Origin of the sequence: Peptostreptococcus canis, from assembly GCF_014229965.1 — a bacterium.
GTDB classification, from domain to species: domain Bacteria; phylum Bacillota; class Clostridia; order Peptostreptococcales; family Peptostreptococcaceae; genus Peptostreptococcus; species Peptostreptococcus canis.
On record NZ_JABGBW010000002.1, the window covers coordinates 62,072 to 77,766 of the forward strand.

11 protein-coding genes and 1 other annotated feature are annotated in these 15,695 nt (G+C 28.5%); all 11 genes read right to left on the reverse strand.

Translation table 11 applies throughout. The features are described from left to right. Window positions 1-14: 14 nt before the first annotated feature. The 11 genes from HLB29_RS03420 to HLB29_RS03470 all read right to left on the reverse strand — a co-directional run bounded on the left by HLB29_RS03420 (window position 15) and on the right by HLB29_RS03470 (window position 15,406). Complete coding sequence (locus tag HLB29_RS03420) at window positions 15-1,445, reverse strand: sensor histidine kinase (RefSeq protein ID WP_185623758.1); 1,431 nt, start codon at window positions 1,443-1,445, stop codon at window positions 15-17. Beyond that, the gene (gene walR, locus HLB29_RS03425) at window positions 1,445-2,140 is read right to left on the reverse strand and encodes a cell wall metabolism DNA-binding response regulator WalR (RefSeq protein ID WP_185623759.1); all 696 of its coding nucleotides are present in this window, start codon (window positions 2,138-2,140) and stop codon (window positions 1,445-1,447) included. The genes HLB29_RS03420 and walR overlap by 1 nt, the downstream gene beginning before the upstream one ends. 10 nt (window positions 2,141-2,150) lie before the next feature. Beyond that, window positions 2,151-3,509 carry an FG-GAP repeat domain-containing protein gene (locus tag HLB29_RS03430; RefSeq protein ID WP_185623760.1) on the reverse strand — a complete coding sequence of 453 codons (1,359 nt, stop codon included), beginning with the start codon at window positions 3,507-3,509 and terminating at the stop codon, window positions 2,151-2,153. A 2-nt stretch (window positions 3,510-3,511) separates the two neighbouring features. Next, window positions 3,512-4,678: a THUMP domain-containing class I SAM-dependent RNA methyltransferase gene (locus HLB29_RS03435; RefSeq protein ID WP_185623761.1), complete on the reverse strand. Its 1,167-nt coding sequence runs from the start codon at window positions 4,676-4,678 to the stop codon at window positions 3,512-3,514. 23 nt (window positions 4,679-4,701) lie between these two features. Beyond that, on the reverse strand, window positions 4,702-5,826 hold the full coding sequence (locus tag HLB29_RS03440; protein WP_185623762.1) for a toxic anion resistance protein: 1,125 nt from the start codon (window positions 5,824-5,826) through the stop codon (window positions 4,702-4,704). A 99-nt stretch (window positions 5,827-5,925) separates the two neighbouring features. Next, window positions 5,926-7,092: a 5-bromo-4-chloroindolyl phosphate hydrolysis family protein gene (locus HLB29_RS03445; protein WP_185623763.1), complete on the reverse strand. Its 1,167-nt coding sequence runs from the start codon at window positions 7,090-7,092 to the stop codon at window positions 5,926-5,928. A gap of 100 nt (window positions 7,093-7,192) precedes the next feature. Beyond that, complete coding sequence (locus HLB29_RS03450) at window positions 7,193-7,861, reverse strand: amino acid ABC transporter ATP-binding protein (protein ID WP_185623764.1); 669 nt, start codon at window positions 7,859-7,861, stop codon at window positions 7,193-7,195. A 10-nt stretch (window positions 7,862-7,871) separates the two neighbouring features. After that, complete coding sequence (locus HLB29_RS03455; RefSeq protein WP_185623765.1) at window positions 7,872-8,489, reverse strand: amino acid ABC transporter permease; 618 nt, start codon at window positions 8,487-8,489, stop codon at window positions 7,872-7,874. Window positions 8,490-8,519: 30 nt separating this feature from the next. Next, entirely contained in the window at window positions 8,520-9,314 is a 795-nt protein-coding gene (locus tag HLB29_RS03460) for an amino acid ABC transporter substrate-binding protein (protein ID WP_185623766.1), read from the reverse strand. Window positions 9,315-9,426: 112 nt separating this feature from the next. Further along, window positions 9,427-9,675, reverse strand: a binding site (T-box leader). A 64-nt stretch (window positions 9,676-9,739) separates the two neighbouring features. Beyond that, window positions 9,740-11,059, reverse strand: a complete 1,320-nt coding sequence (locus HLB29_RS03465) for a hypothetical protein (protein WP_185623767.1) — start codon at window positions 11,057-11,059, stop codon at window positions 9,740-9,742. Window positions 11,060-11,107: 48 nt separating this feature from the next. Further along, window positions 11,108-15,406, reverse strand: coding sequence for a 2-hydroxyacyl-CoA dehydratase (locus tag HLB29_RS03470; protein WP_185623768.1), 4,299 nt, complete (start codon window positions 15,404-15,406; stop codon window positions 11,108-11,110). Window positions 15,407-15,695: the final 289 nt, after the last annotated feature.

Consider the following 15,695-nt stretch of genomic DNA (forward strand, 5'->3'; position numbering starts at 1 on the left):
CCTCCATATATAATCTATCTTTTTCTACAATCATTTTGCACAGTAAATGTAATTTCTGTGCCTACATTTTTTTCGCTTTTTATTTCCATCTTTCCACCATGAAGTTTTATTATCTCATCACTAATTGCCAGTCCTAATCCACTTCCAGATTTATGGAAATCTTCTTGGAAGAATTTTTGTGAAACCTTGTGAATATTATGCTCAGAGATGCCCTCACCGGTATCTTTGACTTCAATTTTTGTCATTGTACTAAATTGATCAACCAATACCGTAATACTTCCTTCACTAGGTGTAAACTTTATAGAGTTTTGAATTAAATTAATCAATACCTGTCTTAATCTATTTTTATCAGCATAAATAGTAGACATGTTCTGATTTAAAAATTCAAAGGATAATCTCAAATTTTTATTTACAGCCATAGATCGTAATTGATTAACAACACTAATAACTAAATTTTCTATACTTACCTCTTCAATATTTAACTTTATTCTATCAGAAGATAATCTGGAAAAATCTAATAATTCTTCTACTAATTTTATTAGTCTATGAGTTTCATCTTGAATAATATTTAGTCCCATGCTAAGTTCTTCTTTTGAGATATTATCAAATTGAAGTGTTTCACTCCAGCCATTTATTGAAGTGAGGGGAGTCCTTAGTTCATGAGAAATCGATGAAATAAATTCATCTTTTAGTTTTTCACTTTTTTGAATTTCTGTTGCCATATTTTCGAAAGTTTTGGCAAGATCCCCTATTTCGTCATCAGAAATTCTCTCTTTATTCATCTTTATATTGTAATTGCCTTTTGCCAACATATTAGAAAATATTTTTAATTCAGTCAGTGGTTCTATAATACTATCAGCAAACTTCAAGCTAAGTCCTATACTAAATATCAATATTAAAACTCCTATTAATAATAAATAAGCTATTATTTTTAGAATTTCTCCATCAATATTTTTTAAAGAAACACTATATCTAACCACTCCCTCTACAATACCATTTTCTTTTATTGGAACGGATACGCTCATTACTTTTTCACCAGTATATTTTTCCCTATATGTATAGGTATTTATATCTTCAATATTTTGAATAGCTCTTTTTACATCTATATAATCCATTTTTTTATTAGGTTTAAATCCATATTGATCTATCACTACATATCCGCTCTTATCTATTATATTTACTGCAATTTTATTGTTGTTTGAATAATTCTGATTTTCTATAATACTTTCTGCCCTGTCAATAAAACCTGTATTGGACAAATTTATAGAATTATACACAGCATTCGTATAAGAAACTTGAGACATTAAAGTTTGTTTCGTAGAAGTGTAATAATACCTAGTAGCAAAAAATGTGAGAATAACTTCAAAAGAAAGAAGAACTAAAAGTATTATTATTATAAAGTTTTTCAGAACTTTCTTTCTTAAACCACCAAAATGTAAAACCATTATTCTCCTCTCCTAAAAGAATATCCATACCCCCATATAGTTTGGATATATTTGGGTTTTGAAGGATCATCTTCAATCTTATTTCTTATTCTTCTAATATTTACATCTACAATTTTATAATCATATAAAACTACAGATCCCCACACTTCCTCAAGTATCTGATCTCTACTTAAGCTTTGATTGTCATTAAGCATTAGATATTTCACAATTGAAAATTCAGTCGGAGTTAAATCAACTTCTTCACCATTTTTAAAAAGTTTTCTTTTATTTTGATCCAATAAAAATGGTGGTGAATCTATCATATTATTTCTTTTTGAATCATTATTTTTATGAACTCTTCTTATAAGAGCAGAAACTCTAGCTAAAAGTTCCTTTATACTAAATGGTTTAATTATATAATCATCAGCACCTGCGACAAAACCATCAATTTTATCTTCTTCTTGAGATTTTGCAGTAAGCATAATAACTCCTATATTATCATGATTTTCTCTTACATACTTACATACATCTATGCCACTCATATCCGGAAGCATGATATCCAGTAAAGCAACAGATATATTCTTTTCAGAGTCTAATTTTTCTATGGCTTCTGAACCTGTACCGGCTTCTATAACTTCATATCCTTCTCTTTTTAAATTTATACTTACAAAACTTCTTATGCCTATTTCATCTTCTAATATGAGAATCTTTTCCATGATATCACCCCTATTTATTTATTTGATAAAATGATTTATTTATATCTTTTATATTTAAATTATACTTCTTCATAGCTTTTAAATCTATGTTTGCTACAATATATTTATAATCTTCATTTTCATAAAGTATATTGCTATTTGAAGTATTATTATTTGATTTCTTATATTCTTCATTATTTTTTAATAATACCACAATATCATATAATTTTACTAGTTTCGAATCACTTTCACGTGCAAAAACTTCAAAAGTGTTTTTATCATTTTCAAATTCCTGTCTAATGAAAAATCTGTAATTTAGTGATTCTGGTATCATAATTTTAAAATTATAATCATAACTATAAAAAATTTGATTAGTCAAATTAAGTTTACTATCACTTCCTAAAAGACCATCCCATTCATACCAGCTTATAACCTTTGATTCATTAGGTGTATTATTACTATACTTAAATTCCATCTTTGGAATCTCAAGTACTTCATTCCCATTTACATCTGACGGTCTTAATGTAAATGGATTTTTGACTTTATCATTTTGATCATCAAGTGTCTTTTGAAATTTACCATCTTTATATATGAGTATTTGTATGTTTGAAGAACCGTTAAGACTCTGATAAATTATCATGCTACCATTGGTATTGTTAGAAACCCTTCCATTTAGAATATCAATTTTATCAAGATTATCTATATTTTTAGTGTGTAAATTTTCATTAAAAATTATCTTATTGTCTTTTAAAATCATTTCATTTACTGAAACCTCATAGCTAGATAAATCTTGAATCAGAGCTAAAATTTCCTTTTTTCCATCACCATTATAGTCAAATAAATTTAGTTTAACAGCATACTTTGAACTAGTATATTCTCCAACTTTTTTTATTTTGTTCCCTATATATTTATAAATATATACATTTTCAAAACCGCGATTTCTAATTTGTAAAATTATTTCCTTTTTTCCATCATTATTTAAATCCACAAAATTAGCATATTTTATAGAATCTCCAGATATTCTAATAGTGTTTAAAGTTTCTTCTACAAGTTTATTTTCTTTTGTTTCAAAAATATAGGTATATATACTATTTAAATTTGGATTTTCATTTTCTTTTTTCTTAAATACAATTACTTCTTCATTAGAGTCATTGTTTAAATCAATAAGATTTATTCTACCAACATCATCTGCATTTTTAGGTAAAATAAAATCATTATCTCCTGGAGTTAGATTTCTTATATCTTTATACAACTGATAATTAGCTTGATCTGTAATAGGTTTGTCAAGCAACTTTTCAGGAGATTTCATAGATTCATTTTTACATCCTGTTAAAGATATTATTATAAGTATTCCTGAAAAAAGAAGTGATAATTTTTTATAGTAATTCAAACTTATCCCTCCTTCTCAACTTTTTCTATTTTTGGAGGCTTAGGTCCTGGATATTGATAATAGTAAGTTTTTAACATACCGTTATATAGTTTTCTTTTTCTTATGGCATCTTTTCCAAATTCATATTCAAAATTCTCAAAAGATGTTATTACATAATAGGACCAGTTTTTTAATTTACTAAAAGAATATCCCATTTCTTTATATAACATTTTTACTGATTCTTGGTCTTCTAATCTTTCACCATAAGGAGGATTAGTTATAATAAATCCATACTCTTTATCACTTGAAAACGCTGTTACATCTTTTACTTCAAATTTTATATAATTTTCAACGCCTGCAATTTCAGCATTTTTTTTTGCCAATTCGACTGTGCTGGAATCTATATCATAACCATAAATCGTAAAATGTTCATTGTCATTTAATAAATCAAAAGCCTCTTTTCTTACATCCCACCATATTTTTTTATCTATTGTTCTCCATTTTTCTGAAATAAACTCTCTATTCATTCCCGGAGCCATATTCATACCTATCATTGATGCTTCTATCAAGATAGTTCCTGAACCACACATAGGATCCACTAGCAATCTGCCGGGTCTCCACGGAGTCAGATAAACAAGCCCGGCGGCTAAAGTTTCTCTGATGGGTGCTTTATTAGAAACTTCTCTATATCCTCTTTTATGTAATGCAGTACCACTTGTATCTATAGACAAAACTACTTTATCCTTATGTATAAAAACATAGATAGGATATTTTTCTTTGTCTTCTTTTAACATTCCTTTTTCCAAATATTTTTCTTTCAGAGAATCTACTATCGCCTTTTTAACTATTGACTGAATATCAGGAGTTGAAAATAGTTTTGACTTAATAGATGATGCTTTTGAAATTGGAAATTGTGCACCATAAGGTATAAATCTGAACCAATCAATTTTTCTGGTATTGTCATATAGTTCTTCAAAAGATTTCGCATTAAATTCTGCAATTTTAAGATTCACTCTCTCGGCACATCTAAGCCACATATTTGCTTTTGCAATGCCATATTCATCTGTCTTATATGTAATTCTTCCATCTTCTGTTTTTTCTATCTCAAAACCTAAAGATTTGATTTCATTTGCCAACATTTTTTCCATTCCAAAAAAACATGGAGAAATCAAAGTATATTTATATTTCATATAACCTCCAAATTCACAACTTATTATTTAGTTGCAATTTCCATCATCTTATTTTTCAATTCTTCTTCTAATTTTCTAATTTGAACTTCTGCATCAGCTCTTTTCTTTCTTCCTTCATCTTGTATTTTCATAACTTCATCAAGACTTGATATCAAAGTCTGATTAGTATGTTGAAGTGTTTCTATATCTACGATTCCTCTTTCTGATTCTTTGGCAGATTCTATAGTCGCCATTTTAAGTGCATCTGCATTTTTCTTTAACAACTGATTTGTAACATCGCTGATCTCTTTTTGTGTTTTAATAGCTTGTGTAGAATGTGCAACTCCTAATGCAAGTACCATTTGATTTTTCCATAGTGGTATAGTATTTACAATAGTGGATTGTATTTTCTCCACCATTTCCATATTAGTATTTTGAATCATTCTAATTTGAGGTGCTGTTTGAATCGAAATAGTCCTGGATAGTTCTAAATCATGTATTTTTTTCTCAAATCTCAATTTCTGATTTCTAAGATCATTTAATTTTTCTATGTCACTCTGATTTCCAGATTCGTCAGCATTTTTTTTCATTGCTGGTAAAACTATATTATTTATATTCATAAGTTTTTTCTTACCTGCTAATATATACATAGAAATCTCTTTGTAGTAATTTTTATTTAAATCATACATTTGATCAAGCATAGAAATGTCTTTCATAAGTATTACCTGTTGATTTTCAAGCGAATTAACTATATTGTCAACATTATTTTCAACACTGTTGTATTTAGCTTGAAGCAAATCTTTTTTCTTTTTCGCACTTTTCATAAAAGAAAAAAATCCCTTTTCTTCGCTATCTACATCAAAATTTTTAAGTTCAATAACTAGGTTTGAAATCAAACCACCAATTTCATCCAAATCTTTTGTTTTTATTACACTTAATGTCTGATCGGAAAAATCAGACATTTTTTTCTGAACACCTGCACCATATTCTAAAACTAACTGTGAGTTGGATAAATCTATTTTTTGTGAAAAATCTTCGACCATGCGTTGCTCCTGTTCAGTCAGAGATGCTTCATCGAAACTATCTATATTCTTTTTTTCCTGAATATCATTTATATCTACTTTATTTTCGTTAACTCCATCAAAAGTAAGCGTTATATTATCGTTCATATTTATTCGGGAAATAAATCCCTTCCCCCTTTCAAAATCATAAAATTTTATAAAAGTTTTTTAATTTTCGGAAAATCCTTTAAATAAATAATATATTTTTTAAATATTAAAATCATTTTCTTTTAATCCATCTTGAGAAAGCATTGTATTTAATACTGAAATATCTGCATTTATATCCATTGTATTCACTTTTATAATCTGATTAAGAAGTTTCTTATAAGCAGAATCAATAGTTTTCAAAGTATTTGATATTTCGTTTTTCGCTTTTATAACTGAATCTAAATTTTCAGTGCTATCATTTAACTCATCATATGAATGGATTAATTTAACTGTAGTAGGCATATAAAAATTAGAGAATCTATTCAAATTAATTAAATGATCAGGATATTTTTGTACCACATTCGTTATTTCATTTACTGAAATTATGATACTTTTTATTATATTTTTTGTATCTATATCACTTATTCTATCTATAATTTCTTTAATTTCTTTTATTTGTGAATTATTTTTCTCTATAAACTCAGTTAATTCTTTATTATTTTTTATTTTTTGTTCATGCTCTTCTCTTTTAATTTTTTCCCTTATTATCTCGGAATATTCATAATATTTTTCATCATTAATAAATATAAGTTCACTATTTTCAACTAAATGTCCTTCTCTAAAAATTTTCCTATCAATCATATATTTAAGGTCTTTTAAAACATTGTCCTTTGAAATACTCAATTTATTAGATATGGTTTTTATATCTAGCATGTAATTCTTTTCAAATAATTTTATATATTTTTTATATTTTTGTATTTTCGCAAATTTTATGCTAGAAAAAATACCTAAACATTGAAATATAACAAAAACTATAAATGGAGCCACTGAACTGCTAAAAAGATTAAATACTATCCCCAAAAGTAAAAAAAGTAATGCTAGTGGATAAAAAATAAGTTGAAAAACTATATACTTTATATATCCATCTGGCTTATTTACATAATCATATACATTATAACCGGAATCAACCATTTTATATGTATTTTTATATTTAACTATTTCATTATTGACAACTTGAGATATATTTCCCCCCACATATGAAAAAGTCTTAACGGCTTTTGCTATATTTTCTTCATTAAATGCTGTGTCAATAGTTTTTTTAACAGTTTTATTCAAACCTTCAAAATTACATTTTTTCATCATTTCATCGATGGTATCTGCTATTTTTCCATTTTTATTATATTCTTTTTTATAATCATATTCTTTTTTGTTTTTATAATCATTCATATATGCACACCTCTCTAATTCTAATTATACCATAAACTAATTGAAAAAAGTAAAAAAGAGAGCGATTTTATCTACTCTCTTTATATGTTTAATTTTATATTTAGTTTAAATCAATATCTTTTTCATCAACTAAAATTCCTTCTTTGATGTATATTATTTTATCAGCCATTTCTTTCGAAAAGGCAATATCATGCGAAATAATAAGTATTGCCATACCATTATCTTTAAATCTACGTATTATTTCTTGAATTTTTGATATATTTTCCTTATCCAGTGCAGATGTCGGTTCATCAAAACACAAGACTTTCGGCATTAATGCACAACTTCTTGCAATTGCTACTCTTTGTTGTTGACCACCTGATAATTGAAATGGATAATCATCTTTTTTATCTTCTAAATCAACCTTCCTCAATAAATCAATGGCTATTTTTTCCGCTTCTTTTCTGGATTTTCCAAGAACTTTAATAGGTGCTTCTGTTATATTTTCCAACACTGTCATATGAGGAAAAAGATTAAAGTTCTGAAATACCATTCCAATCTGCCCTCTCATATTCTTCATATCATCACTATTTCTAATTTCTATATTATCTACAATGATTTCCCCACTATCAAAAGTTTCCAAACCATTAATACAGCGGATTAATGTTGTTTTTCCGGCACCGGATTTTCCCAAAACAACTCCAATTTCTCCCTCTTTTACTTCAAATGAAATTCCCTTTAGTACTTCTATATTATTAAAACTTTTTCTCAAATCTACTACTTTTAACATTTTGGACCCCTTACTTATAATATGAGTATTTTTTTTCTACAAAAGATAATAGTTGTGTTAAAATTGCAGTCATTATCAAATATACAATACCTGCATATAAAAATGGCATTAGGCTAGTTGTTCTATTGCTCATTACAGTTGCAATTCTAAGAAGATCATTCATAGCCAATATATAAACTAGAGAAGTATCTTTGACAAGTGTTATTAACTCATTTCCAACTGGTGGCAATACTCTCTTTACTACTTGAGGTAAAATTATCCTTTTGTACATTGTTAACTTATCAAATCCTAATACTTTTGCTGCTTCAAATTGACCTTTGTCTATTGATTCTAAACCTGCTCTGAAAATTTCAGCGTAATATGCGGCATAGTTAATTGAAAAGGCTATAATAGCAACCGGCATTTTATCAAAAGTTAACTTATCGCTTATTTGTGGAAGTACATAATAAAAAAACATCAATTGTAATAAAAGTGGACTTCCTCTCATTATCCATATATATATGCTTGTTACGGTTCTTGCAATTTTATTTCTAGATACCCTTATCAATGCAACTACTATACCTAATGGTATAGCGAATAAGGTTGTAAAGAAAAATAATTCCAATACAATTTTAACACCTTCTAACATCCTAAAAATCCTCCATATTTGCAGTTGGTCTTAATTAAACCACTTACTTTTTATTTTATCAAATGTTCCATCAGCCTTCATTTCATCCAAAGCTTTGTCTACATTTTCTCTTAATTCTTTATCTTCTTTTCTAAATCCAACTCCGTATTGTTCGCTTCCTAAATCTCCCTCAAGAACTTTATATTTATCTTCTCCCTTTTGTTTGATATAATACTTTAGTAACACTTCATCTCCAACAACAGCTTTAATTCTTCCTATCTCTAAATCTCTCAATGCTTTATCATAAGTATCATAAGTTGAAGGTTGCTTGTCTTTAATCATGTTTATAAAATCTTTATCTGCTTCTATAGCATCTAATCCTGAAGAAGCAGCCTGCGTACCAACTGCTTGATCTTTCAGGTCATTTTTGCTTTTGAAGTCGTTATTAGACATAGTCACTATTATTTGCTTATTATCAAAATATGGTTTTGAAAAATCCACCTTCTTTTTTCTTTCTTCCGTAATACTATAACCATTCCATAAGCAATCTACATTTTTATTATTTAATGATTGTTCTTTAAGTGACCATTCAATATTTTCAAATTGTGGAGTGTACCCTGCTCTTTTAAAAGCCTCTTTCGCAATATCAATGTCAAATCCTACCAATTCATTGTTATCATCTAAAAATCCCATTGGAACAAATGTATTATCTAAACCGACAATTACAGTTTTAGATGAATTTGTATCATTTGCTTTCTTTCCAGAATCTGAACAAGCAGATAAACCCGCCATTAATACAATTCCCATACCAATAATAGATAATTTCTTTAATAGTCCTCTTTTCATTTTTTTTCCTCCTCTTTAAACAAATATTGATCTCTCATTTATAAATACCAAAAATTTGATTTACATGGAACGGAAAATAACTATAAAAAAACTCCCGTCCCTCTGACTATTGTCAGAGGACGAGAGTATTATAATCATACTTCGTGTTCCCACCTCTATTTATTATTACCTCACAGTAATAACCTCATTAGGTACCAACATACCCTTACGCTGTAACGGGCGCTCCCGTGATAGCCTACTACAATTATATTTCGGTATCAAACTCAAAGATGTGTTCATCATGATTCTTAGTGTGCTTCTCACCTACCAGCAACTCTCTGTTTAAATCCACATGATTACTATTTCTTATCAACGCTTTTGATTTTTATAAATTCTTAACCATATTGTATATAAATAATTTTGAATTGTCAATACTTTTTTAACTTTTATTTTTTTTGGGCCCAAGGAACTATTTCGACATCTCCAAAACTATAGTCAATAAATCTATTGGTATATTCTCCTTTATATTTCAATAAATATAAAATAACCAATTCAATATAATTTACCCCGAGTAAAATAATATCCCACATTTCTTCAAAACTTAGATATATACCATTTGTGGATTTACTAGGATGCACCACACGGTTTCTGTAATAAGTTATTAGATCTACTCCATCTCTATATTGGCTTATTAATTTATCAGAAAAAAACATATTATCCGGAATCTTATAATCTATTTCACACTTCTGTAGCAATTTTCTTATATTTTGATTTGCCGGTTTACCATCAAATTCATTGCGGCTTAAAATTTTATCTGTTTCCACCAACACAACATAGGATAACATCTCCAATGCAGTTTGAATAGATATTATATTATTTCCCAGATTTATTCCGTTTAAAGATTCTATGTACCAGTCCAATACATTTATAATTGTTTCATTATAATAATTATCCTCTAGCTTTTTACACATAAGAGATAAATATTTTTCAAAGTTATGATAATTTGATATAGTAGTTGTCCACTTAAATACAAACTTATAATCTGTGGAATACATTTTATTCCAGCTTCTATAGACCTCTTTTTCACCTTTAAACCCAAATATATTTGGAATATTTATATATCTACCGCAACAAAAACTTAATGCGGTAGATATTCTGCTGATCATATCATATACTTTCTTTGTTTTAAAAGGTTTATAATCTTTTTTATATATTCTTCCAGTATGGGTTATTCTACAGCCTGTCTTAGATACCAATTCACTATGAAACTCTTTATTATAGTCAAAACTTTTATCTATAATTACTTTGTAATTATTTATGTCAAATTCCAATCTTGCTGCGTAAAGTAAATTTTTATGTTTTACTAATTTTCCAGGTATTTTATCCATATTTATTATATCGAATTGTACATAGTCTACCTCATTATCTTTAGACTTAATTACTAAATCATCTATATAACCTCTTACTTCACCGGCTTTTATATTTAATATATAACCCTCCATCGGCTTATACCCAGGAACATCTAAAGTTATATTATCAAAAATCTCATGGTTATATTCAAAATTTTCTTCTTTTAATTCACTATATTTATGTATCTTTGCATTGAAATTTATAGAGGCCGGCTCTGTAATTTTATAATAAATGGTACCATTGCATTTTAATTGTCTATCTGTATATATACAAAAACGACCATTATATATAATGAGATCTTCATTTATTTTGCTTTTACTAAAAATTGACTCAATTGATTCATTAATTATATTCATAATCCACCTTTCAAACTATCTAAATCAGACTAATATATAAACTAAAAATTATTTATATTGATTAAGATTTATTGGAATAAAGCTATCATTTAATTGGATTTCTTCTTGATTAAGTTCAGAAAAAGCAGTTGATAACATTAACTTTATCCTATTTAATTGATTTACAGTTGTAGCAGATGCATCATAATCGATTGGAATTATATTAGCCTTTGGATATGAACTTTTAATTAATTTTATCACACCTTTACCAATAATGTGGTTTGGAAGACATCCAAATGGTTGCATACATACTATATTATTAGTACCACTTTCCAATAATTCAAGCATTTCTCCGGGTAGCAACCAGCCTTCTCCTGTCTGATTACCAAGAGACACATAATTTTTGGTATGATTCGCAATGTCATCTATTTTCATTGGAGTTTCAAAACGCTTGCTATTTTCCAGTGACTTATAATATGTTTTCATATAATGTTCAATAACTTTTACTGTCATTTTTCCACCTATTTTTTTAGATAATGTTCCCTCTAATTTATCAGCTTTATAGATGCTATTATAAGCAGCACAAAGAAAAAAATTAATCAATTCCGGAACAACGACTTCCGCGCCTTCTTTTTCTAAAATAGAAATTAAGTCATTATTAGCAACAGGGCTAAATTTAACTAAAATTTCACCAACTAAACCAACCTTTGGCTTTTTAATATTTTCAATTTCTAATTTATCAAAATCATCAACAATAGACTGTATATTTTTCTTAAATTCATTAAATTTCCCACTTCTAAGACTTTCACCACATTTATCAACCCATAATTCATATAATTTGTTTGCACTTCCCGGAATTCTTTCATATGGCCTCACTCTAAGTAATACTTTCATAAGTAAATCGCCATATATTGCACCCATTATTATCTTATTGATAAGACCTATGGATATATTTTCTTTTAAACCATTATCTTCTACTCCGTTGGCACTTATAGACACTACAGGTACCTTTTCAAAACCGGCTGCTTTAAGTGCTTTTCTAAGAAAGCCTATATAATTTGTAGCCCTGCATCCTCCGCCTGTCTGGCTTATTAAAACACTCGTATTATCCAAATCATACTTCCCTGATTTTAATGCATCGATTATTTGACCAATGACAATAATGGCAGGATAACATGCATCATTATTCACATACCTTAATCCTTCTTCTACTATTTCACTATTGTTGTTCATAAGTATTTCTACTTTTAATCCGGATCCTTTTAATGCTTTTTCTACAAACTGAAACTGAATAGGTGCCATTTGTGGTGCTAAAAGAACATGTTCTTTATTCAATCTTGTATTTTTTTGGTATTCTATCTTTTTAATAGGAGTATCTGACAATTTTACATTACTATTTTCTCTTTCTCTAATGGCCGCCTTTAGGGAGCGAAGTCTAATTTTAGCAGCACCTAAATTATTTCCTTCGTCGATTTTAATGACAGTATGAATTCTTGATTTTTCTTCAAGTATCTCCTCTACCTGCTCTGTAGTGACTGCATCCAAACCACATCCGAACGAATTTAATTGCACCATTTCAATATTATCATAATCTCTACAGAATTTTGCCGCTTTGTATAATCTTGAGTGATATACCCATTGATCTACTACTCTTAAATCCTTATTTTTATCTGCTAAATGACAAATGGAATCCTCTGTAAGAACCGACATACCAAGTGAGTTGATAAGTTCCGGTATTCCATGATTGACTTCCGGATCAAGATGGTATGGTCTACCTGCCAGAACAATCGCTTTATTTCCTGTCATTTCAAGATATTTGACTGCCTCTTCACCTTTAATTCTGATTTCATTCTTAAAGGAATTATATTCGGAAGTTGCTAAATCAATTGCCCTATTTACTTCTGACTTCTTTAAGTCTGGATAATAGTATTTCATAGCCGAATAAAATCTTTTCTTTAATTTTTCTTTGTTATTTAATGAAACAAAGAAATTTATATATGTAATACCATCTTTTTTCAAAGAATCCATATTGGATTTTATTACCTCGGGATATGAAGTAACAACAGGGCAATTGTAATGATTGTCAGAATATTTATCCTCTTTATACTCATGGGTAACTGAGGGATAAAAAATTGTTTTCACTCCATTTTCTATCAAGTCTTCAATATGTCCATGGACTAGTTTGGCAGGATAACAAACAGTATCAGAAGCTATTGAATCTATGCCTTTCTCAAAAGTTTTTTTAGAGGATTCAGAAGATAATTTTACAGAGAACCCTAAATTAGTTAAAATAGTATGCCAGAATGGGTAATTTTCATACATATTTAATACTCTTGGTATTCCAATTTTTCCTCTAAAAGCCTCCTCTTTATCCAATGATTTATAAGAGAATAATCTATCATATTTATATTTATAAAGATTTATTATTTCCTTATTTTTTTCTATTTTTGATTTTGTATAAATCGCTTCTCCTACTTCACATCTGTTACCGGAAACAAAAATCTCTCCCGTAGAGAATTTATTAATAGTTAATAAACAATGATTTGAACATCCTCTACATCTAGTCACACTAGAGTCAATAGAAATATCATTTAATTGTTTATTGTCCAATATACTTGATTTTTGTCCTATATATGTTTCTTTTGAAATTAGCGCACAACCAAAGGCACCCATAAGTCCGGAAATATCCGGTCTTACTACGTGTTTATTGGATAATTGCTCAAAGGCTCTTAAGACTAGATCATTGTAAAAAGTTCCACCTTGAACTACCACATTTTCTCCTAATTCATTAATATCTCTAAGCTTTATAACTTTAAAAAGTGCATTTTTAACAACAGAATATGCCAGCCCTGCAGATATATCTGATACTGTAGCTCCTTCTTTTTGTGCTTGCTTTACTCGCGAATTCATAAAAACAGTACATCTGGACCCCAAATCAACCGGTTTTTTTGATTTAATACCGTATTTTGCAAAGTCTATCACATCTAATTGAAGTGATTTTGCAAAAGATTCAAGAAAGGATCCACATCCTGATGAGCAAGCTTCATTTAGTATTATCTGGTCAATAACTCCATTTTTAATTTTTAGACATTTCATATCTTGTCCACCAATATCCAAAATGAAATCGACATCGGGATTGAAAAATTTAGCGGCTTTGTAATGAGCTATTGTTTCTATTTCACCATTATCTATTTTTAATGCTTTTTTTATTAGTTCTTCACCATAGCCAGTAACAGTAGTTCTAGCAATATTGCAATTTTGTGGTAATTCTTTGTATATATTCTGCAATATTTTTATGCTCATTGAAAGCGGACTTCCTTCATTACTTCCATAATGTGAATAAAGTATTTCTGAGTTTTCTCCTATTAGGACAGCTTTTGTTGTTGTAGAACCTGCATCAATTCCTAAATAGCAATTTCCACTATATTCCTTTACATTTTTCTTTTCAATATTATTTTTACTATGTCTTTCTTTAAATTCAATATATTCCTTTTCATTTACAAATAGAGGTTTTATTTTCTCGTCTGAACTATCTTCAAGAGATTTGACATCGGATATTTTCTCTATTAATTTATTTAATTTTATACTTTCTTGTTTTTCTGAAAGTAAGGCTGCTCCTAAAGCAACATAAAGTTGTGCATCTTCCGGAAAAACAACATCCTCTTTTTCTAATTTGAGTACATTACAAAATTGTTTTCTCAATTCCGACAAAAAGTACAAAGGACCTCCTAAGAAAGCGACCTTTCCCTCTATTTTTCTTCCACACGACAATACACTTACCGTCTGAACTACTACGGCATTAAATATACTCATAGCAATATCCGATTTTTTTGCACCATCATTTATCAGTGGCTGTATATCTGTTTTAGCAAAAACCCCACATCTAGATGCTATGGGATATATAACTTCATATCCTTTCGCTAATTCATTTAGACCGGACGCATCCGTTTTTAGTAATGATGCCATTTGATCAATAAATGCACCTGTACCACCTGCACATATACCATTCATTCTTTGATCTATTCCACCTGATAAAAAGGTTACTTTGGCATCTTCGCCCCCTAACTCAATTATAACATCAGTTTCAGGATAATATTTTTTTATTGCTTTTGTGCTAGAAATAACCTCCTGCTCAAACTTTATACCTGTTTTTTTAGCCAATCCAATGCCACCTGAGCCGGTAATTACAACACTAGCACTAATATCTCCAAATTTTTTATAGATATCTTTTAATTGGCCTACTACAGCATGTTTAATGTCGGAAAAATGTCTTTTATATTCCTTATACACAATATCTTTGCCAGAAAGAAGAACTGCCTTAACTGTTGTCGAACCAATATCTATACCTAGCTTATAAATTCCCATCATTTAAAACCTCCACAATATAGATACATCACTTATTTCATAATAAGTTTCTATATTAATATACATACCATTAGTTAATTTTAATTATCAAAATAAACTAATAAAAATAATCAGAAAATATTAAAAGAGTCAATTTACTCTGCTTATATATATTATACCTTTTATTTATCTGTTTGGTACGAATTGTTTTTGAATTTTTTGTAACTTATATTATACTTTTGTAATTATTTAGACAAAAAAATAGGAATAATACTTCAAAAAGCATCATTCCTAGCTATATACTATTTATCAA

What these genes read in the sequence shown, in the direction of transcription:
- HLB29_RS03465 (WP_185623767.1), bottom strand. Translation starts at nt 11,059, where the DNA reads ATGAATATAATTAATGAATCAATTGAGTCAATTTTTAGTAAAAGCAAA.
- HLB29_RS03470 (WP_185623768.1), bottom strand. Translation starts at nt 15,406, where the DNA reads ATGATGGGAATTTATAAGCTAGGTATAGATATTGGTTCGACAACAGTT.
- HLB29_RS03440 (WP_185623762.1), bottom strand. Translation starts at nt 5,826, where the DNA reads ATGAACGATAATATAACGCTTACTTTTGATGGAGTTAACGAAAATAAA.
- HLB29_RS03460 (WP_185623766.1), bottom strand. Translation starts at nt 9,314, where the DNA reads ATGAAAAGAGGACTATTAAAGAAATTATCTATTATTGGTATGGGAATT.
- walR (WP_185623759.1), bottom strand. Translation starts at nt 2,140, where the DNA reads ATGGAAAAGATTCTCATATTAGAAGATGAAATAGGCATAAGAAGTTTT.
- HLB29_RS03450 (WP_185623764.1), bottom strand. Translation starts at nt 7,861, where the DNA reads ATGTTAAAAGTAGTAGATTTGAGAAAAAGTTTTAATAATATAGAAGTA.
- HLB29_RS03455 (WP_185623765.1), bottom strand. Translation starts at nt 8,489, where the DNA reads ATGTTAGAAGGTGTTAAAATTGTATTGGAATTATTTTTCTTTACAACC.
- HLB29_RS03445 (WP_185623763.1), bottom strand. Translation starts at nt 7,092, where the DNA reads ATGAATGATTATAAAAACAAAAAAGAATATGATTATAAAAAAGAATAT.
- HLB29_RS03435 (WP_185623761.1), bottom strand. Translation starts at nt 4,678, where the DNA reads ATGAAATATAAATATACTTTGATTTCTCCATGTTTTTTTGGAATGGAA.
- HLB29_RS03420 (WP_185623758.1), bottom strand. Translation starts at nt 1,445, where the DNA reads ATGGTTTTACATTTTGGTGGTTTAAGAAAGAAAGTTCTGAAAAACTTT.